This window comes from Luteimonas terrae (assembly GCF_031457535.1).
Lineage (GTDB): Bacteria > Pseudomonadota > Gammaproteobacteria > Xanthomonadales > Xanthomonadaceae > Luteimonas > Luteimonas terrae_A.
The window spans coordinates 171,218-196,420 of sequence record NZ_JAVDWO010000004.1; the positions used below are offsets into that span (position 1 = coordinate 171,218).

Here is a 25,203-nt window from a genome sequence, read left to right on the forward strand (position 1 = left end):
GGCGCCGGAAAAGATCACGTAGCGGATGGTGGGGTGCGCGTCCAGGACCAGTCTCTGCCGACGTCACGCCGGCCCGGCGGCGCGAGCCACGATGGCGATGATCCTGTCCTGTGCCTCGGGCGGCAGGCCCGGGTACAGCGGCAGGCAGATTACCTGGTCGGCGATCGCGTTTGCGTGCGGCAGCCGTGCGGGGTCTGATGAGGGCAGCCCCCGATACATCGGAAAACTGCTGATCAAGGGATAGAAGTAGCGGCGCGCATGGATGCCGGCATCCTTCAAGGCTTGGTACAGCATGTCGCGGGACAGCGGGTAGTGCGGACACACCAGGATCGGGAAGTAGCCATGGTTGTGGCGGAATGCATCGCTGCGCACCGGCGTGATCCCGGGCACGCCGTTCAGGCCTGCCTCGTAGCGCTCCACGATTCGCTGGCGCTGCGCCAGCGCCGTGTCGATGTGCTCGAGCTGGAGCAGGCCGAAAGCGGCATTGATCTCGCTCATCTTGCCGTTGATGCCCGGCGCGACCACGGTGGTTTCGTCGACGAAACCGAAGTTCTTGAGGTGGTCGATGCGGCGCTTGGTGCGTGCATCCGGACAGACGATGGCACCTCCCTCGAATGTGTTGAACACCTTGGTGGCGTGCAGGCTGAGCACGGACAGGTCGCCGTGGCGCAGGATGCTGCCGCCGATGTCCTGCACGCCGAAGGCGTGGGCGGCGTCGTAGACAACCTTCAGCCCGTAGTTGTCGGCGATTGTCTGGATCGCTTCGACATCGCAAGGACGTCCATAGCAGTGCACTGGCAGGATCGCCGTGGTCTGTGGCGTGATCGCGGCTTCGATTTGCGTCGGGTCGAGGTTCAGCGACCGCGGGTCGATGTCCACGAACACCGGTTTGATGCCGTTCCACAGCAGCGCATGTGAGGTCGCCACAAAGCTGTAAGGGGTGGTGATGACCTCGCCAGTGATGCGCAGCGCCTGCAGCGCGGTCAGCAGCGCCAGGGTGCCGTTGGCGAATAGCGAGATGTGTTCGACGCCCAGGTATTCGGCCAGCCGGACCTCCAGTTCCCGATGGCACGGCCCGTTGTTGGTCAGGATCTGCCTGTCCCATATGCCCTGCAGATAGGGGATGAACTCCTCCAGCGGTGGCAGGTGGGGGCGGGTGACATAGATTGGCTCCGGCTCCGGCTCCGGCTCCGGCTCCGGCGCGGGCAACGTCGCGGCTTCCGTATGCGTCGTCCGCTGTGCTGCCGGCCCGAAGCCGGGCAGTGCGTTCAGCAGCACGCTGTCGACGGCGCTGCCATGAGTGGCAGATACGCTGTGCAACCGTGCAGATGAGGCTTCGTCGACAGACATCGCAGGCTCCAAGGAGGACGAGCGGTCGTTACGGCCGCCGGATGCCGCTGACGTTGCAAGAGGCGTGCCGGGGCGTGCGACGTGCATCGGATCCCCGGCTGCGCCGTGACCGCAGCCGGGGTCTCTCGTGACGCGGAGCTGCGATTGACCTCCATCGTCCGGTGAGCTGCCTGGCTTTTCGCCAGGCCTTGATCCGCGCGGGAAGACCGGCATAGGCACACCGCGCCTACAGGCTCGCCAGACAGCAAAAAACCCGCCTCCGATGCCGGAGGCGGGTTCTATTTTTCGCACTACGAGGCGGAATTACTGCAGCAGGCTGAGCACGCTCTGCGGGGCCGACTTGGCCTGCGCCAGCATCGCGGTACCGGCCTGCTGGAGGATCTGCGTCCGGGTCAGTTCGACCGTCTCCTTGGCGTAGTCGGTGTCTTGGATGCGGCTGCGCGACGCCGAGAGGTTCTCGGAGCTGGTCTGCAGGTTCGAGACCGCCGAGCTGAAGCGGTTCTGGATCGCACCGAGGTCAGCGCGGGCTTCATTGACCGACTTCAGCGCAGAATCGAGGGTGTCGAGCTGCGTCGCGCCGGAACCGGCCGCCATGCCCGAGATGGAGAAAGAGCTGTCGGTCACGCCGCTCAGCGCGCTCTTGATGTCGGTCAGGGTGATGTCGATCTTGTCGTTGTCAGTGGCGTTGGCGCCGACCTGGATCGAAATGGTGGTGCCGCTGCTCAACAGTTCGGTGCCGTTGAACTTGGTGTTGTCGACCACGCGCAGGATTTCGGACTGCAGCTGGGTGACTTCCTTCTGCAGCGCGGCCTTGTCGTCTTCGCTGTTTGTGCCGTTGGCGGCCTGCACGGTCAGTTCGCGGATGCGCTGCAGGTTGTTGCCGATTTCGCCCAGCGCGCCTTCAGCGGTCTGCGCCAGCGAGATGCCGTCGTTTGCATTGCGGGCTGCCTGGTCCATGCCGCGGACCTGGGCGGTCATGCGCTGCGAAATGGCGAGGCCGGCGGCGTCGTCCTTGGCGCTGTTGATGCGCAGGCCCGAGGACAAGCGCTGGATCGTGGTCGACAGGCTGGCGCTGTTGGTCGACAGGTTGCGCTGCGCGTTCAGGGCGATGGTGTTGGTGTTGATGACGGACATGATGCAGGTCTCCTGGTTTGGGGAATCCGGCACGGGAACAGGGCCTGGCCGGTGGCTTCCGCAGGGGGTTGGCGTTGTGGGCCCTGTCCTCTGCTGTAACCAATAACGGCGTCTCGTCGTCAAGCTTTAATGCTGTTTTGCCGGCGATCCGCAGCCCGCTTCCGGACTGCTTGCATTAACGGCAGGACGTCGCGCGGGTTTAGCAACGGTGTGACGGCGGCGGCGCGCAATGGGCCGCAAGGGCGGCGGCGTCCCGTAGGAGCGCGCTTGCACGCGATGCACCTGGCCGGTAAAGCGTCTTCGCGCGCAAGCGCGCTCCTACAAGCACATGTGCGTCGGGAGCGGACCGTCTTTCGATGACGGTCGATCAGCGCGGCAGATCAGGCAGCAACAGCGCAGGATCAGCGCGAAACTCAGCGGAACATGGGCCATTCCCTGTAGGAGCGCGCTCGCGCGCGATATGGCTTGGCCGGCGAAGCTTCTTCGCGCGCGAGCGCGCTCCTACAAGCGCATGTGTGCCAAGGCGGACCGTCTTTCGATGACGGTCGATCAACGCATCAGGTCGAACAGTGACAGGCGCTGCATCTGCGTGAAGCTCAGCTGGGCCGCCTCGAGCGCAATCTTCTCCAGATTGAAACGGCCGATGGCGTCGACGTAGTCGAGATCGCGTATGCCCGAGAGCGTGGTCTGTAGTGTTACGTCGAGCGCGCCGCGGAGTTCCTCAGCTTGGTCCAGCGCAGCGAGCTGCGCGCCACCGCTGGCGCGTGTGTCGATGAAGTGGTTCTCGGCCATGGTGATGTCGCGCAGAGCACTGCTCAGCGCGTTCTGCTGCGCGGCGCGTTCGGCAGTGGTTGTGGGTGTCGAAGTCAGCGTCTGCAGCAATCCATCGAGCGTGGCGAAGACATCACGCGTTTCGGAGGGCCCGATCTGGAAGGTATCGCCGGCAGCGGGACTGCCGGTGATCGTCAGTTGCAGGCCAGCGAAGGCAATGGCCTCGCCCGCCTTGTATGTCCCCGTGCCAACTGCGCCGCCGCCCGCATCACGGACGGTGTAGTCGCCACCGGCGCCGAACTCGACCTGGTAGCGTCCGGCATTCCATGCAGCCGCGTCAGTGAGCATAAAACCACCGATCTGTCCGGTACCGTTGTTGGCGACTGTCGCGGCAGCATCAAGCCGTCCATTGCCGGTGCGCACGCGCAGGAATATTTCGCTGCCGGGCTTCGCATCGGAAGCGAACATCTGCGGCGCGATCTCCACCTGGCGCTGCGTCTGGTCCCCGCCATACGCGACGCCAGCGCCGCTGGGCGCGAAGGGCGGATCGCCGTCCTGGGCGCCGCCGAACAGGAATCGCCCCATGCCATCGGCGGTGTTGCTGAGATCGAGCAGGCCGTCCCGCAGGCTTCGAATCTCGGTCGCAATCGTTTTGCGGTCACTGTCTGACATCGTGCCCGTACTGGCCTGGATGGTCAGCACATTGATGCGGCCCAGGATGTCGCCCGCCTGGGAGAGCACGCTCTCCTGCATGCTGAGGCGATGACGGACTACATCGCTGTTCTTTCCAAAGCGCTCGAGTTCGGCCACCGCGCGGTCCAGCCCGACGGCGGTACCCGCGCCGACCGGATCGTCCTTGCCGGTGTTGAGCTTCATGGCGGTGGCGAGCTGCTGCTGCAGCTTCGCGAGTGAGGCCTGCCTGGATTGCATGCTCGTCAGCGACTGCTGGTAACGCATGCCAGTGGAAATGCGGGTCATCGGCGGACGGCTCCGAGCAGGGACTGGAACAGATTGTCGGCGGTCGAGATGAGCTGCGCGGCGGCCTGATAAGCCTGCTGCAGCCGGAGCATGTTGGCCGCCTCTTCATCGAGATTGACGCCGGAGACGCTTTCGCGCGCCGCATAGGCCTGCTCGTGCAGTGAGGCCTGCGCTTCGGCGGCATAGCCGGCTTGACGTGCGGCCGAGCCCACCGCCGTGGTCAGGCCGGAGATTGCACCGTTGAGCGTCAGCGAACCGCCGTTGAGTGCGGCGCCGCTCTCGATCCCTGCCAGCAGCGCCGCATTGCCGTTGTTGCTTGAGCCCGGCGCCGTCGGCGCCATGATGAAGCTGTCGCCGGCCGCCGGAATGCCGTCGAGCACGAACGACCAGCCATTGGCGCTGATGGTGTCGCCCGGCGCGAAGTCGAACGGACCGTCACCGTCGAGCATGTATTGGTTGGCGTCGAGAAATTCGATGGTCGAAGGCGTGCGCAGCGTGGGATCGGCTGCATCGACGACACGCACCGCCTTGGGCAGGGCGCTGCCGAGATTCCCCAATGCGGCCTGCACCTGCACCGGCGCAGCGGCCGCAATCCGGGCCGGATCGCTGATTGCCACCGTCAGGCCACGTGCTGCATGCGCGGTGGGTTGCAACAGAAAACGGTCGCCTTCCTGGGCGGCGCCCTCGAGTGCCAGCGCCATGCCTCCGACACGTAGCGGATCCCCGGCCGTGCCGGTCCCGGTCACCGCGGCCGCAACGCCGGTCATTGCGTCGGTCGCCGACCACGCGCCTGCCTGGAACTGCAGCACGAGGTTGCGGCCGCTGACCGCACCGAGATCGTCGATGCTGGCCGACAAGTGCGCCGTGCCCGCGTTCCCGGCATGCCCGCTGACCGCAGGCGCCGGGATATTGAAGAATGCACCGCCCATCTCGCCGTACTGGTCGACGCCGGAGGCGTGGCCGGCGTTGAAGGTCGTGCCCAGCGCAAGCGCGATCCGGCCCAGTTCGGACTGCGTCTGGTCCAGCACCTGGCTGCGGAACTCGAGCATTCCGCCGATTCCACCGCCCATGACGCGCTCATCGAGGCGAATCGTCTGTCCCTGGGTCTGCAGCGCAAGCTGCTGGCGTTCGGGGCGGTACGGGTCCGCCACCATCGTGAGCTGCGATGCCTGCACGCCGACCACGAGCGCCTGCCCGCCGGAGGAAAACACGTTCATCGCGCCCCCGTCCTGCTGCACGGCGGTGCCGCCGGTCAGCGAGACGAGATCACGGATCATCTGGTCGCGGCGGTCGAGCATGTCCGGCGACGCGGTCGGGGCACTGCCGATGCTGCCGTTGAGGCGGGCGATCTCACTGGCAAGACGGTTGACCTCACCTGCGCTGGCGGCAAGCCCGCTGTCCACTTCGCTCGACAAGCGGTCGAACTGGCCCTGCAGCTGCTGGAACCGCGTGCTCAGTGCGTTCGCCTGACCCAACATGTCCTGGCGTTCTGCCGGGGCCGAGGCGTTGGACGATAACGCGCTGACGGAATCGAAGAAGCTTGACCAGATGCCGGAGATGCCGGTCGCGTTGTCTGACATCAGCGTGTCCACCCGGGCCGACAGCGAGGCCATACGCTCCAGCCGCGCCAGCTCGCCACCACTGTCGATCAGACGCGCATTGGCGAGGTCGTCAGACACACGGCGTACGTCGACGATCTGCGTGCCCCGTCCCACATAGCCCGCGCCGATGAACTGCGGCGAGCGTGCCTCGAAGTCGACCTGCTGCCGGCTGTAGCCGGGCGTGTTGATGTTCGCGACGTTGTGGCTGACCGTCGACAGCGCCCGCTGGAATGCGAGCAGCGCGCTGGTGCCGGTGGAAAGGATGTTGGCCATGGACGGACTCAGCGACGAAGGAGGGCTTGCGCCGCGCGTTCGGCGGCCTCGGCGACGGTATTGACGGTATTGACCGCAGCGGGCGCCGCCAGCGGTTGCGCCGCGCCGGTGCCGGCACGCGCGAACTGCGAGATCGAGGCCAGCGCCCGGTCCATCGTCGGCCCGTTGGCGATCGCGCTGAGCTTGTCGGCATATCGCGGGTCGGTCGCGTACCCGGCCTGCTGCAGCGCGCTGGCGAAGCGGCGTACGTCGCCGCCCGATTCCAGCGCCTGGCGGTAACGCGGGTTCTGCTTCAGCAGACGCACGTAGTCGGAGAAGCTCTCTGAGGGCGACGCGTAGGCACGGAAATCGGCACGCTCGGTATGGCGCACGCCGTTGGTGTATTCGTGGGTGTTGACGGTGGCGCGGTCACCTTTCCAGCCGGTGGCCTTGATGCCGAACAGGTTGTTCGCAGTGCTGCCGTCGCTGCGCGAGATGGTGCGCCGGCCCCAGCCGGTTTCGAGCGCGGCCTGGGCGACCAGCGCCTTGGCATCGACGCCGAGTTCGCGCGCCGCGGCCTGCGCATGCGACCAGATCGACGCGACGAAGCGTTCCGGCGAGCGCGGCGCGAAGGTGTCGGCCGCGGCGCGCGCAGCCTGTTCGAGTGCCGCCGGTGCCTGCGTCGCAGCGGCCACCGCAGTGCGAGCGACACCGGTGGCGGCATCGGCCAGCGGGCGCGCGCGGGCCATCAGGCTTTCGATGAAGCCGTCCATCGGCGAACGCGCGTCGGATGCGTCGCTGGGGGCTTGCGTCATCGCGCGGCCCGCAATCAGGTCCAGCGTCTGCGCGCCAAGCGCCTCGGGCAGGGCGCTCATGCCTGCGCCGCCGGTCCCGTCTAATCCGGATAGCGGCGCTGCAGGGGGGGCGAGGCGGGGGTCGAGTGCAGGCCCCGAGGCGTCTCCGCCCAGCTGGCGGGCGATGACCTTGGCCAGGCCAAGGCCCTCGCCGTCGGTCATTGATTTGGCCAGCCGCTGGTCGTACAGGTCACGGTAGAGCTGGTTCTCGCCCGGGAACAGCGCATCGCCGAAGCTGGCGTCGCGCATGCTCTTGATCAGCATCTGCGCGAACACGCCTTCGAACTCGCGCGCGGCCTTGTCGATACGCGCGGCATCGGGTCGCTGGACGGGATTGAGCTCGATGGGGGCGGCGGCGATGCGCATGTCAGATGACCTCGAGCTCCGCGCGCAGCGCACCAGCCTGCTTGAGGGCTTCGAGAATCGCGATCAGATCGCCCGGCGCAGCGCCCACGGCGTTGACCGCGCGCACGATCTCGTCCAGCGACGTGCCGCCGGCGAACTTGAACATCCGGCTGCCGCCCTCTTCGACCGAGATTTCCGAACGCGGGGTCACCACGCTGGTGCCGCGGCCGAAGGCATCCGGCTGGCTCACATCGAGGTTTTCGGTGATGGTCACGCTCAGCGAGCCGTGCGCGATCGCTGCCGGCAACACCCGTACCTGCGCGCCCATGACCACGGTGCCGGTGCGTGCATTGACGATCACCTTGGCCGGCGCGGTGCCGGGCGAGATCTGGACGTTTTCCACCTGGGCGAGGAACCCGATGCGTGCGCCCGGGTCGTACGGTGCGCGCACCGCGACGGTCACGCCGTCGACCGCCCGCGCCGTGCCCGGACCGAACCGCGCATCGAGCGCGCTGACCATGCTGGAGATCGTGCTGAAATCGGCGCGGTTGAGATTGAGCGTGAGTTCGCCGCTGTCGCCGAAACCGCCGGCGACCTCGCGTTCGACCATCGCCCCGTTGGGAATCCTGCCCACGCTGGGCACATTGACCGATACCCGCGAGCCGTCGCGGCCCTGGGCGCCGAAGCCACCAACCACCAGACTGCCCTGTGCGACGGCGTACACCTGCCCATCGGCGCCCTTGAGCGGCGCCATCAGCAAGGTGCCGCCACGCAGCGAGACCGCATTGGCGATCGACGAGACCGTGATGTCGATGGTCTGCCCGGGCTTGGCGAACGGCGGCAACTCGGCGTGGATGGCCACCGCCGCCACATTCTTGACCTGCGGATTGATGTTCGCCGGCACCGTGACGCCCAGCTCGTTGAGCATGTTGCGCAGGCTCTGCACGGTGAAGGGGGCCTGGCTGGTGCGGTCACCGCTGCCGTCGAGACCAACCACAAGACCGTAACCGACAAGCGCGTTGCCGCGTACGCCGCCGACGGAGGCAAGATCCTTGATGCGCTCCTGCGCGTGGGCGGGCATCGCCAGCGTGGCGAAAGCCAGCAGCGCGAGCGGCATCAGGCGGAGCAAGGAGGTACGCGGCATGGTGGTGGTCCGGTCGAAACTCAGTAGGGATACAGGCGCGAATGGAAGAACCGGCCGAGCCAGCCCATCGCGTTGGTTTGCGCGATCGCGCCGCGACCGCCGTAGACGATGCGCGCATCGCCCACGCGGCTGGACGCGACGGTGTTGTCGGGGCCGATGTCGGCCGGGCGCACAATGCCCTGCACCTGGACCAGTTCGTTGCCCTGGTTGAGGCGGATCTGCTTGCTGCCTTCCACCACCAGGTTGCCGTTGGGCAGACGCTGGACCACGGTGACCGTGACGTTGCCCTGCAGGCGGTTGCTCTGCGCGCTGCGGCCACTGGCATCGAAATCACGGCTGCCGCTGGCCGAGGCGCTGAGCACGTCGCGGCCACCGATCGTGACCGGCGCGCCGAACACGCTGGGCACGCCGATGTCGAGGCTGCTTTCCTTGCCCATTTGGGTGCTGGCATTGGTCTGCGCGGTGGTGTTCTCGACCAGCTGGATCGTCAGCAGATCGCCGACATCGCGTGCGCGGCGGTCGGCGTACAGCGACATGCCGCTGTAGCCTCCGGCTTGGTAGATGGCGCCGGGCGAGGCCTGCGCGGGCAGGGCGACGACCGGTTGGATCGGCGCCATGGCCGGATACGGGCGCACATCGCCCGCGGCGACGCAGCCCGCGAGCAGGGTGGGGACCGCTGCGAGGGCAGCAACACGGACAGAGTGGAAGGTGCGGGTCATTGCAGTGCTCAGACGTTGTTGTTGAGGTAGCCGAGCATCGAATCGGTCGTCGAAATCGCCTTGGCGTTCATTTCGTAGGCCCGCTGGGTTTCGATCATGCTGACCAGCTCTTCGACCACGTTGACGTTGCTGCCTTCCAGCGCGCCCTGCTCGAGCATGCCGAGCCCGTTGAGGCCGGGCGTGCCGTTCTGCGCGGGACCCGAAGCGGTGGTTTCGAGGTAGAGGTTCTCGCCACGCGCCTGCAGGCCGGCCGGATTGATGAAGTCGGTGACCGTCAAGGCGCCGATCTCCAGCCCCTGCGCCTCGCCGGCGATCTGCACGCTGACCGTGCCGTCCTTGCCGATGGTGACCGCCTGCGCACCCTCGGGCACCTGGATGCCGGGCTGCACCGGAAATCCGCTGCTGGTCACCAGTTCGCCCTGGGCGTTGATCTGGAAGCTGCCGTCGCGGGTGTAGGCCGGCGTGCCGTCGGGCATCAGCACTTCGAAGAAACCGCGACCATTGACCATGACGTCAAGCGCCCGGCCGGTCTGCTGCGGATTGCCCTGCTGGAAATCCTTGGACGTGGACACCACGCGCACGCCGGTGCCCAGTTGCAGGCCGGTCGGCAGCTGCGTCTGCGCTGAACTGGCGCCGCCAGGCTGACGTACCTGCTGGTACAGCAGGTCCTCGAAGTTGGCGCGGTCGCGCTTGAAGCCGGTGGTATTGGTGTTGGCGAGATTGTTGGAGACCACCGACATGCGCGTCTGCTGCGCATCCAGTCCGGTCTTCGCTACCCACAGCGCCTGGTTCATCGGTCGTTCCTCGGTGCGGACGCGAGTGCGCCTTCGTGGATACAGATGCAATCGGCGTGCCAGAAGTCGTCTGGCTGCGTGTCGGTGGGAGGCGGGGCGGCCAGGCGTCAGCGCCAAAGGATCGTCGCCCAGGCCCGTGCACAAGCTGACGAGTGATGGATCGCGACGCGCGTCGCGGCCCTGGACCGGGTCAGGCGGGCGCGCAGGTCCAAGCCGCGTGCCGCGCCCCAAGCGCAACGGGCGTTCGCCCCGTTGCGGGGCATTGGAATAGAGACATGGACGCCAGACGAGCACCGTGCCGACGGCGCGGCGGCTACGAACGTCGATCCGCCGACGAAGCCGCGAACGGGGCAGGCGCAACCGGCGAACTGGAGGCGATCAGCCGCCCAGGCGCAGCAGGCTGTTGGCCGACTGGGCGTTCTCGTCGCCGCGGCTGATCAGCTTGACCTGCATCTCGAACTGGCGCTGCAGCTGGATCATCTGTACCAGCGCGCCGGCCGCGTCGACGTTGCTGGCTTCCAGCGTGCCGGTGGTCATGACCTCGCCGGGGGCCTGGGCGAAAGGCTGTTGCGGATCCGTATTGCGCATCAGGCCATCGAGCCCGCGCGTGAGCCGATCGGGCGCGGCCTCGACGGTCCGCAGGCGGCCAATGACCGCCATCGTCTGGGGGCCTTCACCCTGCGGGATGATCGAAACCGTGCCGTCGTGGCCGATGTCGAGCGCCTGATGGGGCGGCAAGGCGAACGGCTGGCCGTTCTCGTCGACCAGTGGATGGCCGCCGCCCGTGACCAGCTGGCCGTTGGGTGTCAGTGACAGATTTCCGGCGCGGGTATAGGCCTCGCCGCCATCCGGGGACTGCACAGCCAGCCAGCGGTCCGGGCGCATGGAGACATCCAGCGGGTTGCCGGTCACGCGCTGCGCGCCGATGCGGCTGTTGAAGCCCTGGTCGACGTGGACCGCATCGATGCGCGAGGCATGCTGGCCACCGGGGACCCGATAGGCCTCGGTGTTCGCCAGCGCGGCCTTGAAGCCGGCGGTGTCGGCGTTGGCGAGGTTGTGCGACACCGTGCCCTGCGCCTGAAGCGTGGCGCGGGCGCCGGTCATCGCGACGTAGAGGGCTTTGTCCATGGGGGTCCGGAATTAGGGATTCGGGATTTGGGATTGGTAAGGGCGGAGCCGGGAGGCGTTCTCGCATCCCGAATCCCCGTTCCCGAATCCCACGGTCATCAACGAATGTTGATGACCGTCTGCGTGACCTGATCCTGGGTCGAGATCATCTGCGCGTTGGCCTGGAAGTTGCGCTGCGCGACGATCATGTTGACCAGCTGCTCGGTCAGGTCGACCGTCGACGATTCCAGCGCGCCGGCCTGGATCTGGCCGAAATCCGAGCTGTCGGGTGCACCGGTGCGACCGGCGCCCGAGCTGTACGTTTCGGCCCACACATTGTTGCCCTGCGGCTGCAGGCCCTGCGGATTGACGAACGTGGTCAACGCGATCTGGCCCAGCGCGGTATCGGCGCCGTTGGAGTAGCGCGCGAACACCACGCCTTCTGCCGAGATGCTGATCTCGTTGAGTTTGCCGGCCGCGTAGCCGTCCTGGCGGGTGTCACGCAGCTGGAAGCGCTCGCCATACTGGGTGGAGCCGGCGAGGTCCAGGTCGAGCTGGAGCACGCCCGCGCCATTGGCCGGGGTGAACGGATCGAGGGCGATGCGGCCATCGGTAGGTGCGAGCAGGGCGCCGCTGTCGGAGAACTGCAGGGTGGTCGGCGCGCCGACGCTTTCGCCGTCGACATAGTTGTGCACCTGCCACTCGTTCGGGTTGGCGGTCTTGACCAGGTACGAGGTCTGCACATGGCCGACGCCCAGCGAATCGAACACGGTGATGCCACCGGTCGAGGCGTTGTAGCTGTTGGGTTCGGTCGGGTCGAAAGTCGCCATCGTCGGCGGCTGCGCATTGCCAGGGAGGGTGAACATCAGGTTGACCCGGCTGGTGGGACGCGGCGGGCTGTCGGTGGTCAACAACTGCAGATCGCCGACCCGGCCGACGTCGAAGCCGTCGGCATTGGTGCGCGGCGGATAGACCTGCAGGCGGGCGCCTTCCGGGGTGCCGACGAAGCCTTGGGCGTCGGTCTGGAAGTTGCCGGCGCGGCTGTACACGGTGGCGCCGTTCTTGTTGAGCGTGAAGAAGCCTTCGCCATCGACGGCCATGTCCAGGCTGCGCCCGGTGGGATCGATGTTGCCCTGCGAGAACTGCTGGGCGACGTTGCTGAGTTTGACGCCCGAACCGATGGCGTTGCGCGCCAGGCCGTACGAACTGTTGGAGAACAGATCTGCGAACTCCGCACGCGACTCCTTGAAGCCGGTCGTGTTTACGTTCGCGATGTTGTTGGCGGTGACGTTGAGATTGGCGTTGGCCGCGTTGATGCCGGACAGCGAGGTATTGAAGCTCATGGCGGACTCCGTGAGGTCGTGCGCGGGGAAATGGGAGAGGACGGGGCCGGTCAGCCGACCCGCAGAACGTGGGCGAGCGGTGCGGTGCCGAGACCCTCGAGATCGAGGTAGAGACCATCGGAGCCCACCGACACGCTTTCCACCTTGCCGCGCACGTAGGTGCCGAGGTTGCTGGTCGCGCCGGTTTCGGTGACGTGTTTGGCGGTGATGCCGTAGGGGCCGGGGGGCAGTTTTTCCCCGGCCGCGTTGGTGCCGTCCCAGGCGAACGCCACTTCACCGGCCGCCTTCGCGGGCACCGTGAACTGCCGAACCGGCAGGCCGTTGGCATCGGTCACCTCGAAGGTCACCATGCCGGAGGAGGGCGCAGCGACGATGCCGCTGGCCTCGCCGTCGGCGGGCAGCGCGAGCTTGGACGACGGCAGCAGAACCTCGCGTCCGACCATCGTGGCGCCGCGCAGCAACTGGTCCGTTGCCATCGAACCGGCAAAGCCGTTGACGGTTTCATTGAGGCCCTGGATGCCCTGGACGGTGGAGAACTGCGCCAGCTGACCGAGAAACGCGCTGTTCTCCATCGGCTTGAGCGGGTCCTGGTGCTTGAGCTGCTCGGTCATCAGCCGCAGGAAATCGGCCTGGCCGAGTGATTCGGCTTTCTTGTCGGCGGCTTTCGGCGCGCCGGCAATGCCGAGGCTGCTGTAGATGTCGTTGGCGATGGTGCTCATCGGCGGATACTCGGATGCAGGCGGAGGCGGTGGGCTCAGCGGCCCATGCTGAGGGTGGCCACCGCCAGTTCCTTGGCGGTGTTGAGCATCTCGACGCCGGCCTGGTAGCTGCGCGAGGCGGAGATCATGTTGACCATCTGCGAGACCGGGTCGACATCGGGCGCGTAGACGTAGCCCTGCTCATCGGCCAGCGGATGGCCGGGTTCGTAGCGCTGGATCGGCGGGGTGTCGCGCTCGACGATGCCCGCCACCTCCACGTTGGTCAGCGCCGGATCGCTGGCATGGGCGGTGGCCCGGAACACGGGCTCCAGCGGGCGGTACACCTGGTCGGGTGAACCGGCGACGGAGTCGGCGTTGGCCAGGTTGCTGGCCAGCGTGCTCAGACGGATGGACTGGGCCTGCAGCGCGGAGCCGGCGACGTCGAAAATCGGCAGATTGCTCATGACTTACTGTCCCGTGATGGCGGTCAGGAGAGTGCGGACCCGCGACTCGAGGAAGCTCAGGGACGCGCGGTACTCGAGCGCGGCGCGGCCATAGGCGGCCCGTTCGGCGTCGGGATCGACGGTGTTGCCGTCCAGGCTGGCCTGGGTGGCGACGCGGGAGACTTCGAAGGGTTGCAGCGTGTCGAAGCCTGTCAGCGGTATCTGGTTGCCCTGCTCGCGCGGCGCCGCGGCGACGGCCTCGCGTACACGGGCGGCGTTGGCCAGGGCGGCATTGAAGTCGAGGTCACGGGCCTGGTAACCGGGCGTGTCCGCATTCGCCAGATTGCTGGCGATCAGCTTCATGCGCTGCTCGCGCAACGGCAGTGCGTCGGCCTGCAGCCCGAGATAGGACGAGATCGGATTGGACATCGGCGCCTCCGGCAAACCTGTGCCGGGAACTCTGCAAGCGGCGTGCCAGAGGCTGTGTGGCGCGGCTCGCGGTGCTGAAGCGGCTCTGGCTCGTCTGTGTGCAAACCGGGTGCCGACGATCCTGGCGCGGCGCCGGGGGTGGGCTCTCGGGCGCGGTATCTGGCCGAAGGGACCGGATCCCCCCAACGTTCGCGCGAGGGAAATCGGGGCAACGCTGTGCGGCGGGCCGATCAGGTCGTGCCGGGGGGCCTGGGCAACGCGGCCAAGATTGACCTAGCCGCGCGCGGCGCATGATGCGGAACAGAACTGGTGATTTCCGGCCCTGTGAGGGACCGGCGACCTGCTCAGGCGTTGGCCACCAAGCGCCCGCCGGCGGCTTCTGCCACCTCGTTCAGGCGCTTGAGCACCTCGTCGGCCAGATCATGGGGGCTGTACTTGGCGACGAAGGCATCGGCGCCCACGCTCTGCACCATCGAGGTGTTGAACACGCCCGACAGCGAGGTGTGCAGCAGCACGAACAGATCGGCCAGGCCGGGATGACGACGGATTTCCGTCGTCAGGGTGTAACCGTCCATCGCCGGCATCTCGATATCCGACACCACCATGGCGTAGCGCTGCGAAGGCGGCTCGCCGGCCGCATGCAACTGCAGCAGGTGATCGAGCGCCTGGCGCCCGTCCGACAGCAGGGTCACGCCGACGCCCAGCTGATCGAGCACGCTGCGGATCTGCTGGCGGGCCACGCGCGAGTCGTCGACCACCAGCACCTGCATCGGCGGTGCACCTTCGGGCAGGGCGTATTCGGGTGAGAGGTCGGCGTCCATGCGGGCCTGGGAGATGTCCGCCAGCACGCTTTCCACATCGATCACCTGGATCAATTCACCCTGATAGCGGGTGACCGCCGTCAGATAACCGCCGTCGGCACCGAGATCGGGCGGCGGCAGGATGTCCTCCACCGCGATGTTGACGATGCGTTCGACCTCGCTGACCAGGAAGCCCTGCACCGATCGGTTGAACTCCGTGACCACCAGATAGCCGGGCATGTCGTCGCTGCCACGCTCGGGGTGGCCGATGGCCAGTCCGAGGTCGAGCACCGGCACACTGCGCCCGCGCACGTCGGCGACGCCGGCGAACTGCGCCGGCAGTCCCGGTACCTGGAAGAGTTTGGGCCGGCGCAGAACCTCCTGCACCTTGAATACGTTGACGCCAAAAACCTGGCGTCCGCCCAGACGGAACAGGAGCAGCGCCAGCCGGTTGTGGCCGGCGAGGCGGGTGCGTTGGTCGATGCGGTCGAGCAGATCGTGCGACATGGTCCCGGTATCGGCATCCGGTGCGATCACTTGAGCGCCTGGCGGTACGGCTGTGCCGATCGCGCGTCCCCTTGCATGTGGCGTCGGCGGCACGGGACTTGCATCGCAGACGGCATCCCGCTGCCGGATCCTTCCCATGCTTTTGTCGCTGCGCACTCATCTGCATTGGCACCTCGTCAGGCGCGCCGTCATGGGTGCCTTGCTCGCGGTCGCTGCCATCACCGCGTCCGCCAATGGCTTCCATCCCGTGGAGTCCATCCGCGCAGCCGCACTGTCGACGACCGAGGCCGGCGAAGAGGCCGATGTCAGTCTGGACCCCGCGCTGCGCATGCCGCGCTGCGCGCAGGATTTGCAGGCGCGCCGCTCCGGCGCGGCCACGGTGGAGGTTGCGTGTCCGGATGGCTGGCGGCTGTTCGTGCCCTTGCGCGTACGCCGCCACCAGACAGTTCTGGTGCTGTCGCGCAGCGTGGCTGCAGGCGAGGCGATCACGGCCGATACCTTCACTGCGCAACAACGCGATGCCACCCGGATCGCAGGTGCTGCGATTGCCGATCCGGCCGAGGCCGTCGGCCGCAGCGCCCGGCGGACCCTGGTGGCCGGCACGGTCTTGACCGCCGGTGACCTGGTGACGCCGCGCCTTGTCCGCAGAGGCGATACGATTGCGCTGGTGTCGAACCAGGGCGGGATCGAGGTCCGCATGGCGGGCCGCGCGCTTGCTGACGCAGGCGTCCGCGAGCGTGTCAGCGTCGAGAACCTGAGCTCGCGCCGGGTGGTGCAGGGCACAGTGAATGCGGCCGGCGATGTGCAGGTCGGGCTGTGAACCGCAAACGATGAAGATCTTTCTCAAGCTTTCCGGGACCTGGCCGATACCGGTCATGTCCCCCAACAAGACCCGCGTGTCAGGAGCTCCGACATGAGCAACAGGATCGAAGGAACTGCCGCCCCCGTCAGCAACCGTGCTGTCGGTGCGGTGGGCACTGGCGCGGTGAGCCGCGCTGGCGAATCGCGCGACAAGCCGGTCGAGGCTGCCACCCCGGCCGACAGCCTGCGTCTGACGGGCGAAGCCACGGGGCTGCAGGCCCTGCAGCGTGACCTCGCAACCAAACCCGCGTTCGACGAAGCGCGCGTGCAAGCCCTGCGCGAGTCGATCGCGTCAGGCAGCTACAAGGTCGACGCCGAGGCCATCGCCTCGCGCATGCTCGATCTGGACGCCCGGCTGGCCGGCTGATGTCCGACCCGCAGGCCAGTCTGGAGCGCCTGGCGCTCGCGCTTTCCGACGAGCGTGAGGCCCTGATCGGTCACGACGTGGAGGCGCTGATGCGCTCCACGCGCGACAAGATCGTCGCGCTACGTGAGCTCGAGGCCGTCCCCAGCGGCGAACTGTCCGGTCCGCTGGCCGAACTGGCCGAGCTCAACCGCGCCAACGGCGCGCTGTTGGCCCGGCGTCGGCGCGAGGTCAACTGGGCCCTGCGTCATCTCGGTCGCGTGGAAAGCGCGCCCGCCTACGACTCGAGTGGTCGCAGTGAATCCACGCGCCGGCCGCGCGAGCTGGCCGTCGCCTGAGCGCGCTCGGCGGACACGCGCGGCGGTGCCGGGCTTAGACTCCAGGTTCCATGTCTCCGGATCCTGCCCGCCGTGCAACCGCTCTCACCGCTGTCCGCGCCCTTGGCCGACAAGGTTCTGACCCGCCTCGAAGAAGGCGTGCTCCTGCACGAGGCCGACGGCCGGCTGATCTACGCCAATCCCGCTGCCGATGCCCTGATTCGCCTGCATCCGGTCTGGACGGAGATGCGCGGGCAGCTCGATCAGATGATTCCGGTGCAGGCGATCGCGGACGCGCGCGCGCACCCCGATTGGCACGGCATCGTCCCGTTCCTGCCCGGCCGAATGCTGGACGCGCGCCTGTACTGGCTGGGCCCCGATGCCGGCCGATTCCTGCTGCTGCTCAAGGATGGCGTGCGCTTGCGCAGCGACGACGAGCAGGCGCTGCAGTTGCGCCACGAGGAGCTCAATGTCCGCTTCAACGCCGCCCAGGAGCAACTGCTGCAATCGGAGAAACTCGCGTCGATCGGCCAGCTCGCCGCCGGCGTCGCGCACGAGATCAACAACCCGATCGGCTATGTCCACTCCAATCTGGGCAGCCTGCAGGAGTACGTCGGCAACCTGTTCGCATTGATCGATGTGTACGAGCGCGCGATGCGCGCGCACGATCCACACGCGATGCGCTCGGAGATCGACGACACGCGCGAGCGTCTTGATGTCGACTTCATCAGCCGCGATCTGCCGCAGTTGCTGACCGAGTCACGGCAGGGCATCGAACGGGTGACCGCGATCGTCCGCGATCTCCGCGATTTCTCCCGCTCCGACCGCGAGCACGCCTGGCGGCTGGCCGATCTCCATGCGGGGCTGGATTCGACGATCAACATCGTCTGGAACGAACTGCGCTACAAGGCCACGTTGGAGAAGGACTACGGCACCTTGCCGATGGTCGAATGCCTGCAATCGGAGTTGAATCAGGTCTTCATGAACCTGCTGATGAATGCCGGCCAGGCGATCGACGGCGAAGGCGTGATCAGCGTGCGCACCGGGCATGAGGCCGGCCAGGTGTGGGTAGAGATTGGCGACACCGGCAGCGGCATCGCACCCGAGATGCTGCAGCGGATCTTCGATCCCTTCTTCACCACCAAGCCGGTCGGCAAGGGCACCGGCCTGGGGCTGTCGATTTCCTACGGCATCGTCGCCAAGCACCATGGACGGATCGAAGTTGAGAGCACGCCGCAGACAGGCAGCCGGTTCCGTGTGGTGCTGCCGGTGCGCCAGCCGCACGTGGTCGTGGCGCCCTGATCAGGGCGAGGTTTCGCGCCCCCGCTGGCTGTCGTAGGTGCGGAACGCCTGGCGGATGTGCTCGCGCAGCTTGTTGTCGTCCCAGGGCTTGGTCAAAAACCGGTAGATCGCGCCGCGGTTGATCGCATCGGTGACGGTCGCCAGATCGGTATAACCCGACAGCACCAGGCGGATCGTGTCCGGGTAGAGCATCTTCACCCGGCCGAGAAACTCGGTGCCGTCCATCTCCGACATGCGCTGATCCGACAAGATCACCTGCACATCGTTGGTCGCCAGCAAGCCGAACGCGTCGCGTACATTGCCGGCGGCGAGGATGCGATAGCCATCACGACGGAACAGGCGCACCAGCGAGCGCAGCACGTTCTGCTCGTCGTCGACCAGCAGCAGGGTGCGGTCGGACTGGGTGGCGGTGAACAGTTCCGGGCGCAGGTAGCGCCTTCGCAGGGCCTGGCCGGCGAGTTCGGCGCTGGTGGGTTCGCCGAACAGATACCCCTGGAAGTAATCGCAGTCGGCGCGGCGCAGGAAGCCCAGCTGGGCTTCGGTCTCCACACCATTGGCGATCACCTTCATGCCCAGCTGGTGGCCCATCGCGATCAGGGCGCGGACAATCGCGGTCTCGCGACTGCCGGCCGGCGCGGCGCTGATGAAACTGCGATCGATCTTGAGGATGTCGGCCGGATAGCGCACCAGCGCACTCAGACTGGCATCGCCGGTGCCGAAGTTGTCGAGCGTGACGCAGATGCCCTCATGGCGCAGCGCCGACACCGTGCGGTAGACCACATCGGTGCTGTTGTGGGTGAGCACGCGCTCGTTGAGCTCGAGCACGATGGACGACATCGGCAGGCCGGCCTGCTGCATCCGTCCGAGCAAACGGTCCACGAAGTCGGCCTGCAGCAGTTGCTGCGTGGTCACGTTGATGCCGACGAAGAAATCGTCGAAGCCCTGTTCGCGCCAGGCGCGAACCTGGGCGACGACGCGATCGAGCATCCAGTCGCCGATCTGCAGGATCACGCCGATGCGCTCGGCGGTGGGCAGGAAGCGCTCGGGCAGCAGCAGGCCCAGCACCGGCGACTGCCAGCGCACGAGCGCTTCCATCCCGATCACACGCCCGTCGCGCGCGCTGATCTTGGGCTGGTAGCGCAGGCGGAATTCGCCGTTGAGCAGGGCGTCGACGATCTGACGGGCGATCGCACTTTCGCTGTGGGCCCGATCCTGGACATCGGTGGCATGCAGCTGGACCGGTTCATCCACGGCATGCGACGCGCGCCGCACAGCGGTTTCCGCCAGGTGCAGCAATTCGCTGGGATCGTCACCGTGCTGTGGACACAGGCTCACCCCGATCTTGGCTTCGAGGAACAGCGTGTAGGGCAACACTTCGAGCGGGCGCTCGATCTCGGCAATCAGCGTTTCGGCAACAGCCTGGGCGGCCTGGGCATCACCGCCTTCGTGCAGCGGCACCGCCGCCACGAACTCGTCGCTGCCATGGCGCCAGACTCGCCCATGCCCCTGCAACCGTTCGTTGAGCCGCAGTCCGACCGCATCCAGTGCCGCGTCGCCCACCTCCATACCCATGTTCTGGTTGACCGACGCGAAGTGGTCGATGTCGATATGCAACAGCACCAGCGGCACGCCGTTGCCGGCAGCCTCCCTGACCATGTCCACCAGCTCGGGGTTGGCGGCGCCCAGACGGGGTAGCGAGGGAGGCGAATCAGGAACGGACATGTGCATCGACAGAGTCTAGCGGCTTCACCCTGCATGACCGTGGCAAGGCGGCTCCGGGGCGTACGGCAGCCAGGCCTCGATGCGCGTGCCTGCGCCGGGCGTCGATGTCACCTCCAGGCGGCCGCCGGCGCCCTGGGCGCGTTCGCGCATGATCACCAGGCCCAGGCCGCGCGCGCCTTCCGGGGCGAAGCCAGCGCCGTCGTCGTGCACGCACAGGTGCAGGCCGGTGTCGTCGTCGCGCAGGCGCAGGGCTACGCGCTGCGCACGGGCGTGCCGCACGACATTGGTCAGCGCTTCCTGGGCGATACGGAAGCAGGCCTGCTCGACGCCCGGGTCGGGACGTCGGGGCAGGGCGTCGATCTGCAGATCCGCGGTGATGCCGGCATTGCGCAACAGACGCTCGGCATGCCAGCGCAGTGCCGCTTCCAGTCCCAGGGCGTCGAGCTGCGGTGGCCGCAGCAGGATCGAGATGTCGCGCAGCCGCTCCAGCGTTGCGTCGGCCAGTACCAGGATGTCTTCGAGGTCGTCGCGGCGGCGCTGGGGATCGGCCTCGTCGAGCGCCGAGCTGGCAGCCATCTTCATCGCGGTGACGGACTGTCCGATGTCGTCGTGCAATTCGCGCGAGATCGCGCGGCGTTCGTCCTCCTGCAGCGTGAACACACGCGCGGCGAGGGCCTGCAGTTCGCGGTTGCCGGCCGCGAGTTCGTCACGCATGCGCTCGGCTTCGGTCAGGTCACGCACGATCAGCAGGGTGCAGGGGCGGTCGTCATGGCGCGTGTGTGCGGCCGTCAGCGCACCGTGGAAACCGGAGCCGTCGCGGCGGCACATGCGGGGCGACGGTGGGAGGCTGTTGGATGTCGCGTCCGGCGCCTCCAGCCACGTCCGGAATGCCGCGCGCGCATCGGCGCTGACCAGATCCGTCGCCGGCAGACCCACCAGCGCATCCGGCGCGTGACCGAACATCAACTCGCAGGCCGGATTGGCGTAGGCGACTCGATCATCCACCACCAGCAGCACCCCGTCGGGCAGCAGGCGCATCAGTTCACGCAGTTCGCGTGCACGCGCGGAGGGGGCGTCGCATCGAGCGACCGGCATCGCGCGTATCGTGACCGCGCGCATCCAGGCGAAGAGCGCAATCGCGCCCAGCAGCGCCAAGGCGAGGATCGCCCCCCATGCCCAGATCGCGTCCGCCGGGGCGGCACGACCCCAGGCCATTGCCGCGATCACGAGCGACGCCAGCAGGAGCGCCAGATGCGCCAGAGGCACCTGCCATCGCAATGCAGAAGGCCATCGGTCAGGCGCGGTGCGGTTTCGCGGCGACACCTCGACGTTGGGCTGTCCGGTCGACATACCGGCGGCTCTCCTTCGATGCGAGTGAAGGCAGTCTACCCCGCACGCTCCGGCGCGGCTCAACTTCAGGTCCCAGGGGCCGCTAACACGTGGGATGCCCTGCGTCGATTCCGACGGCGGGGCATGCAGATCACGGAGCACACACAGCGCGATGGAATCCGGCCTCATCTCCAGTCTTATCGACCATCCGGTATCGGATGGCGTGCTGTTGCTCGATCGGGGCGGCCGCTGTCTGGTGGCCAATCCGGCCGCACGACGGCGCGGCCTTGATCGACTGGTCGAACGCCACGCCGCTTCACTCGCAGGTCTGTACGCGCGCCTGCTCGACGGCGAGCCCGAACTACCCTGCGAGCTGCCGGACACCGGCATGCCGCTGCGAGGCCTGCTGCGCACGGTGAAGATCGATGGCGGCGCGCCCATCGCGTTCTCGCTGAGCATCCGGCTGTCGGAAGATCTGGATGACTGGCTCGAGGCAGCCGAGTCCGGCGGGCACGCCCTGTGGGTCTGGGACCTGCGCCACGACCAGATGCGCGGATCCGGCGCCTGGATCGACTGGGTGGGCACACCGGGCCGTGATGCGCCCCTGCCGTTCCAGGCGATCGAACAGCGTATCCATCCCGATGACCGCGCCGCGATGCGCGCCGCCCTCCACAGCTATCTCGAAGGGGAGGGGACGCAATACCTGTGCGAATACCGCTGCGCGCGTGCCGACGGCGCATGGCGCTGGGTCCGCGACAGCGGGCGCGTGACCGCGCGCGATGCCCAGGGTCGCCCGTCGAAAGTCGCCGGCACCCTGACCTGCATCGACAACCAGAAACAGCTCGAACAGTCCCTGCGCGAACAGCGCGGTCTCGTCGAGGACACCCAGCGCCTAGCGGGTATGGCCAGCTGGTGCTGGGATCTGGGCACCGGACAGGTCTGGTGCGCCGCTGCCCTGCGCGAGCGCCTGGGGCTGGCCGACGGCGTCGATATCCGCGGATGGCTGAGGCGTTGCGGGCGTGGGGGCAATGGTCCGGTCGTGCGCCGCGCCTGGCGCGAGCTGCGCGACCGCGGTGCGCAGCGCCACTTTGACCTTGTCGCAGATGGCATCGACGGCCCGGTCCATCTGCAGGTGTGGGCTTCTTTGCAGGAATACGCCGACGGAGGCCCTGGGCGCATCGTGGCCCAGGTGCAGGACGTGAGCCGGCAGCGTCGCCTCGACGCGGAAATCCATCGCAGCAGCGCACTGCTGCGCCGCGTGGCCGAGCTCGGGCGCATCGGTGGCTGCGAGATCGACGCCGATACCCGTACGCTGCACTGGACGGGCGAGTGCGCCGGCCTGCACGGGCGCGAAGGCGAATCGCTGCCGTTGCAGGATCTGCTGCGCCACTACACCACCGAATCGCGTGAAGCACTGGAAGCCGCGATGAGCCGGGTGGCTGCCGGCGCGCCGCCCGAGACGCTGGAGCTGTGCTTCTACCGCCCTGATGGCGAGCAGATCTGGACCCAGGCCGTCGTCGACTTTTCCCACGACGGCGGACTGCCGCCGCGCTACCTCGTGCTGTTCCGCGACATCTCGGGCGAACGCGCCGCCAGCGAGCGTATCGAACGCCTGGCGCACTTCGACGCGCTGACCGGCCTGCCGAACCGCGGCCGGCTGCGCCAGGACGTGGACACCGCATTGACCGCCAGCGGCACCCTCTACCAGGCGCTGCTGCTGCTCGACATTTCCGGATTCGGCGGCATCAACGAAGCCCATGGCCATGCCGCCGGCGACATCGTCCTCAAGGCCGTCGCCGCCCGCCTGCACATGCTGGTGGACGCGGGCGACCTGTTCGGCCGTGTGGGCGCGGACGAGTTCGTGGTGCTGCTGCAGCAGGGTACCGGCCGGGATGACGTCGCTGCCACCGCGCAGCGGATCGTCACCGGGCTGTCCGATCCGGTGCCCGCCGCAGGGGAGATCCTGCGCTTCGGGGTCAGCGCCGGTATCGCGGTGCGCCCGCCGGGCGTCGGTTTCGATGAATTGCTGCGCGCCGCGGGCGTGGCCCTGCACGGCGCACGCCAGCGGGGCCGCAACCACATCGAGTTCTACAGTCCCGATGCCTGGCGCCGGGCGCGCCGGCGGCTGGACATCGAGCACGCCCTGCGCGGCGCGCTGGAACATGAGGAATTCTCGCTGGCCTACCAGCCGCTGATCGATCTATCGCGACATGCGGTCTGCGGCATCGAAGCCCTGCTGCGCTGGCATCACCCCGAACTGGGCAGCTGTGCGCCCGATGAGTTCATCGAAATTGCCGAGGCCACCGGCGACATCGTCGGTATCGGCGAGTGGGTGGTGCGCGAGGCCTGCCGCCAGGCGGCCGCCTGGGATGCGGCCGGGCTCGAATTCGGACGCATGTCGGTCAATGTCTCGGCGGTGCAACTGCGCGATCCGGGCTTCGCCCAGCGCGTGCTGGAGGCCTGCGTTGACACCGGTTGGCCGGCGACGCGGCTGGAGCTGGAAATCACCGAGTCGGCCCTGCTGCTCGACACCGACGCGCTGTGGGCCTGCTTCGATGTGCTGCAGGGCGCCGGCATCGGCTTGTCGATCGACGACTTCGGCACCGGTTTCTCCAGCCTGAGCTATCTCAGCCGGTTTCCGGTGGGACGTCTGAAGATCGATCGCAGCTTCATCTCCGAACTGGCCGGCGCGGGTGGTACCGGCCGCGCGGTCGCGGTAACCCGCGCGATCATCCAGCTCGGCAAGGCGCTGCGCATGCAGGTGCTGGCCGAAGGCGTGGAATCGAGCGCGGACGAGCAGCTCCTGCGCGAGTACGGCTGCGACGAAGTCCAGGGCTATCTCTACTCCCGCCCGTTGCCGCCGCGCGAGATGGCGCGCTGGCTGCAGGACCAGGCCAAGGGCCTGGCCGAGCATCGCCTGGCCCTTGCCTGACCCACACCGGTCGGGCCGAAGCGGCCCGGCTTTCCGGATTGCGCAGGTGTGTCGTCCCCGCTGCTCGCGTGCTCGCGGCATGGCGTGCGCTACGGCAGATGCAGATCACCGGTCCCCACCTGGAGCCTCGAGGGGGCCAATCGATGCGGGCAATCGCACACTCGCGTCTGCTTGCACTGCGTACTAGTCACAGACATCTCGTGACTGCAGGGGCAGGCCCGTATTCCAGACACGAACCCGTCATTACGTTGCGCAGCCCAAAGCGTGCAGCCGTTTCAATGTCACGTAGTGCCGAACGCGACGCTCAGAGTAGGAATATCGTCCGCCAGGGACGCGTATCGTCGATGCCCTGCGCACACGCTGCGGAAACGGTGATCTGTCGAGCGCCCCGTGCGTTTAAGGGTTCCGTGAAGGACGCCGCGCACGGCGACTGCACTGTCCCTGCGGTCTGCCGCTTGGTGGCAACTGCAGGCGCCTGATCGGCAGCACATCGGAAACGCGCGCGTGCGGGCGGATTGCCAACTGACATTCGCGTATCGAATCCCCGACGACCGAGCAGATGACGGGCGCACGGTACGTTTGCTGGATTCTTCCGCTGCCCCCGGTCAGTTCTGAGCTGCAACAGCCGGAGCAGGGGAGGCCTCAGCGACCCGGCGATGATGCTTCCCGAGCTGCAGGGGCACAGTCGCAGTCGCGGGTCTAGCGCTGCTGCCTTGGTGGTTTCAGGTTTGGGCGGACGCAGGCGCAGCGACGAGAGCGGTCCGCCCCGTCATTCGCAATCGACCGCTCGTCACCGTGTTGCGTTGACGGGCGGCCCTGCAAACGAAGGCCGAATGGAACTACCGGCGTCCACCGGCGTGACTGCGCGCAGCCGCCCCAGAACCGCAGGGTCGTCTCAGAAGCCCGCCGCCAGATCCCAGGCAATGACGGATTCGACCGCATCGAGCGGAGCGGCGTGCCCGGGCGCGGTCGGCGCCGCGGCCGCCGCGAGCAGTGTCGTCAGTTCCTGACAAGCCGCGGCTTCGAGACGGGCGAGCAGGTCGCCACCGATCCGGCGCACGGACGGCGGGTCGGACATCGCCAACGCAGAGGCCCCGGGCGGGGCCG

Annotated in this window: 22 protein-coding genes; 5 read left to right on the forward strand and 17 right to left on the reverse strand. The window is 67.6% G+C overall.

Translation table 11 applies throughout. From position 1 onward, the window contains the following. Positions 1 to 63: 63 nt before the first annotated feature. The 14 genes from J2W68_RS06385 to J2W68_RS06450 all read right to left on the reverse strand — a co-directional run bounded on the left by J2W68_RS06385 (position 64) and on the right by J2W68_RS06450 (position 15,269). Positions 64 to 1,350, reverse strand: coding sequence for a DegT/DnrJ/EryC1/StrS family aminotransferase (locus J2W68_RS06385; protein ID WP_310233751.1), 1,287 nt, complete (start codon positions 1,348 to 1,350; stop codon positions 64 to 66). Positions 1,351 to 1,653: 303 nt separating this feature from the next. Next, complete coding sequence (locus J2W68_RS06390; protein WP_310233906.1) at positions 1,654 to 2,487, reverse strand: flagellin; 834 nt, start codon at positions 2,485 to 2,487, stop codon at positions 1,654 to 1,656. Positions 2,488 to 3,033: 546 nt separating this feature from the next. Continuing rightward, positions 3,034 to 4,233: a flagellar hook-associated protein FlgL gene (gene flgL, locus J2W68_RS06395; RefSeq protein ID WP_310233753.1), complete on the reverse strand. Its 1,200-nt coding sequence runs from the start codon at positions 4,231 to 4,233 to the stop codon at positions 3,034 to 3,036. Then, a complete protein-coding gene (gene flgK, locus J2W68_RS06400; protein ID WP_310233754.1) occupies positions 4,230 to 6,107 on the reverse strand; it encodes a flagellar hook-associated protein FlgK in 1,878 nt (625 codons plus the stop codon). The genes flgL and flgK overlap by 4 nt, the downstream gene beginning before the upstream one ends. An 8-nt stretch (positions 6,108 to 6,115) precedes the next feature. Then, positions 6,116 to 7,306 carry a flagellar assembly peptidoglycan hydrolase FlgJ gene (gene flgJ / locus J2W68_RS06405; RefSeq protein ID WP_310233755.1) on the reverse strand — a complete coding sequence of 397 codons (1,191 nt, stop codon included), beginning with the start codon at positions 7,304 to 7,306 and terminating at the stop codon, positions 6,116 to 6,118. A 1-nt stretch (position 7,307) separates the two neighbouring features. Next, positions 7,308 to 8,429, reverse strand: coding sequence for a flagellar basal body P-ring protein FlgI (locus J2W68_RS06410; RefSeq protein ID WP_310233756.1), 1,122 nt, complete (start codon positions 8,427 to 8,429; stop codon positions 7,308 to 7,310). Positions 8,430 to 8,449: 20 nt separating this feature from the next. Continuing rightward, entirely contained in the window at positions 8,450 to 9,148 is a 699-nt protein-coding gene (gene flgH, locus J2W68_RS06415; protein WP_310233759.1) for a flagellar basal body L-ring protein FlgH, read from the reverse strand. Positions 9,149 to 9,156: 8 nt separating this feature from the next. Next, a complete protein-coding gene (flgG, locus tag J2W68_RS06420; RefSeq protein WP_310233761.1) occupies positions 9,157 to 9,942 on the reverse strand; it encodes a flagellar basal-body rod protein FlgG in 786 nt (261 codons plus the stop codon). A 378-nt stretch (positions 9,943 to 10,320) separates the two neighbouring features. After that, entirely contained in the window at positions 10,321 to 11,070 is a 750-nt protein-coding gene (locus J2W68_RS06425) for a flagellar basal body rod protein FlgF (protein WP_310233763.1), read from the reverse strand. Between the two features lie 98 nt (positions 11,071 to 11,168). Continuing rightward, complete coding sequence (gene flgE / locus J2W68_RS06430; RefSeq protein ID WP_310233765.1) at positions 11,169 to 12,392, reverse strand: flagellar hook protein FlgE; 1,224 nt, start codon at positions 12,390 to 12,392, stop codon at positions 11,169 to 11,171. A gap of 50 nt (positions 12,393 to 12,442) precedes the next feature. Then, positions 12,443 to 13,111, reverse strand: a complete 669-nt coding sequence (locus tag J2W68_RS06435) for a flagellar hook capping FlgD N-terminal domain-containing protein (protein ID WP_310233767.1) — start codon at positions 13,109 to 13,111, stop codon at positions 12,443 to 12,445. 35 nt (positions 13,112 to 13,146) lie between these two features. Beyond that, positions 13,147 to 13,554, reverse strand: a complete 408-nt coding sequence (flgC, locus tag J2W68_RS06440; RefSeq protein WP_310233768.1) for a flagellar basal body rod protein FlgC — start codon at positions 13,552 to 13,554, stop codon at positions 13,147 to 13,149. A gap of 3 nt (positions 13,555 to 13,557) precedes the next feature. Next, positions 13,558 to 13,962 carry a flagellar basal body rod protein FlgB gene (gene flgB, locus J2W68_RS06445; protein WP_310233770.1) on the reverse strand — a complete coding sequence of 135 codons (405 nt, stop codon included), beginning with the start codon at positions 13,960 to 13,962 and terminating at the stop codon, positions 13,558 to 13,560. Between the two features lie 344 nt (positions 13,963 to 14,306). Beyond that, a complete protein-coding gene (locus J2W68_RS06450) occupies positions 14,307 to 15,269 on the reverse strand; it encodes a chemotaxis protein (RefSeq protein ID WP_310233772.1) in 963 nt (320 codons plus the stop codon). A 190-nt stretch (positions 15,270 to 15,459) separates the two neighbouring features. Here J2W68_RS06450 and flgA point away from each other — a divergent pair, with 190 nt between their 5' ends. From flgA to J2W68_RS06470, 4 genes are all read left to right on the forward strand, one after another. Then, positions 15,460 to 16,089 carry a flagellar basal body P-ring formation chaperone FlgA gene (flgA, locus tag J2W68_RS06455; protein WP_310233907.1) on the forward strand — a complete coding sequence of 210 codons (630 nt, stop codon included), beginning with the start codon at positions 15,460 to 15,462 and terminating at the stop codon, positions 16,087 to 16,089. A 93-nt stretch (positions 16,090 to 16,182) separates the two neighbouring features. After that, the gene (gene flgM, locus J2W68_RS06460; RefSeq protein WP_310233773.1) at positions 16,183 to 16,497 is read left to right on the forward strand and encodes a flagellar biosynthesis anti-sigma factor FlgM; all 315 of its coding nucleotides are present in this window, start codon (positions 16,183 to 16,185) and stop codon (positions 16,495 to 16,497) included. Then, the gene (locus tag J2W68_RS06465) at positions 16,497 to 16,832 is read left to right on the forward strand and encodes a flagellar protein FlgN (protein ID WP_310233774.1); all 336 of its coding nucleotides are present in this window, start codon (positions 16,497 to 16,499) and stop codon (positions 16,830 to 16,832) included. Before flgM ends, J2W68_RS06465 begins: the two co-directional genes overlap by 1 nt. Before the next feature lie 102 nt (positions 16,833 to 16,934). Then, on the forward strand, positions 16,935 to 18,113 hold the full coding sequence (locus J2W68_RS06470) for an ATP-binding protein (protein ID WP_310233776.1): 1,179 nt from the start codon (positions 16,935 to 16,937) through the stop codon (positions 18,111 to 18,113). Here the strand turns inward: J2W68_RS06470 and J2W68_RS06475 are convergent, their stop codons facing one another. After that, positions 18,114 to 19,835 carry an EAL domain-containing protein gene (locus J2W68_RS06475; protein ID WP_310233908.1) on the reverse strand — a complete coding sequence of 574 codons (1,722 nt, stop codon included), beginning with the start codon at positions 19,833 to 19,835 and terminating at the stop codon, positions 18,114 to 18,116. Positions 19,836 to 19,859: 24 nt separating this feature from the next. Continuing rightward, the gene (locus J2W68_RS06480) at positions 19,860 to 21,185 is read right to left on the reverse strand and encodes an ATP-binding protein (protein ID WP_310233778.1); all 1,326 of its coding nucleotides are present in this window, start codon (positions 21,183 to 21,185) and stop codon (positions 19,860 to 19,862) included. 151 nt (positions 21,186 to 21,336) lie between these two features. Here J2W68_RS06480 and J2W68_RS06485 point away from each other — a divergent pair, with 151 nt between their 5' ends. Further along, positions 21,337 to 24,096, forward strand: a complete 2,760-nt coding sequence (locus J2W68_RS06485) for an EAL domain-containing protein (RefSeq protein WP_310233779.1) — start codon at positions 21,337 to 21,339, stop codon at positions 24,094 to 24,096. Positions 24,097 to 24,991: 895 nt separating this feature from the next. Here J2W68_RS06485 and J2W68_RS06490 read toward each other — a convergent pair. After that, on the reverse strand, positions 24,992 to 25,180 hold the full coding sequence (locus J2W68_RS06490) for a hypothetical protein (RefSeq protein ID WP_310233780.1): 189 nt from the start codon (positions 25,178 to 25,180) through the stop codon (positions 24,992 to 24,994). Positions 25,181 to 25,203 lie beyond the last annotated feature (23 nt).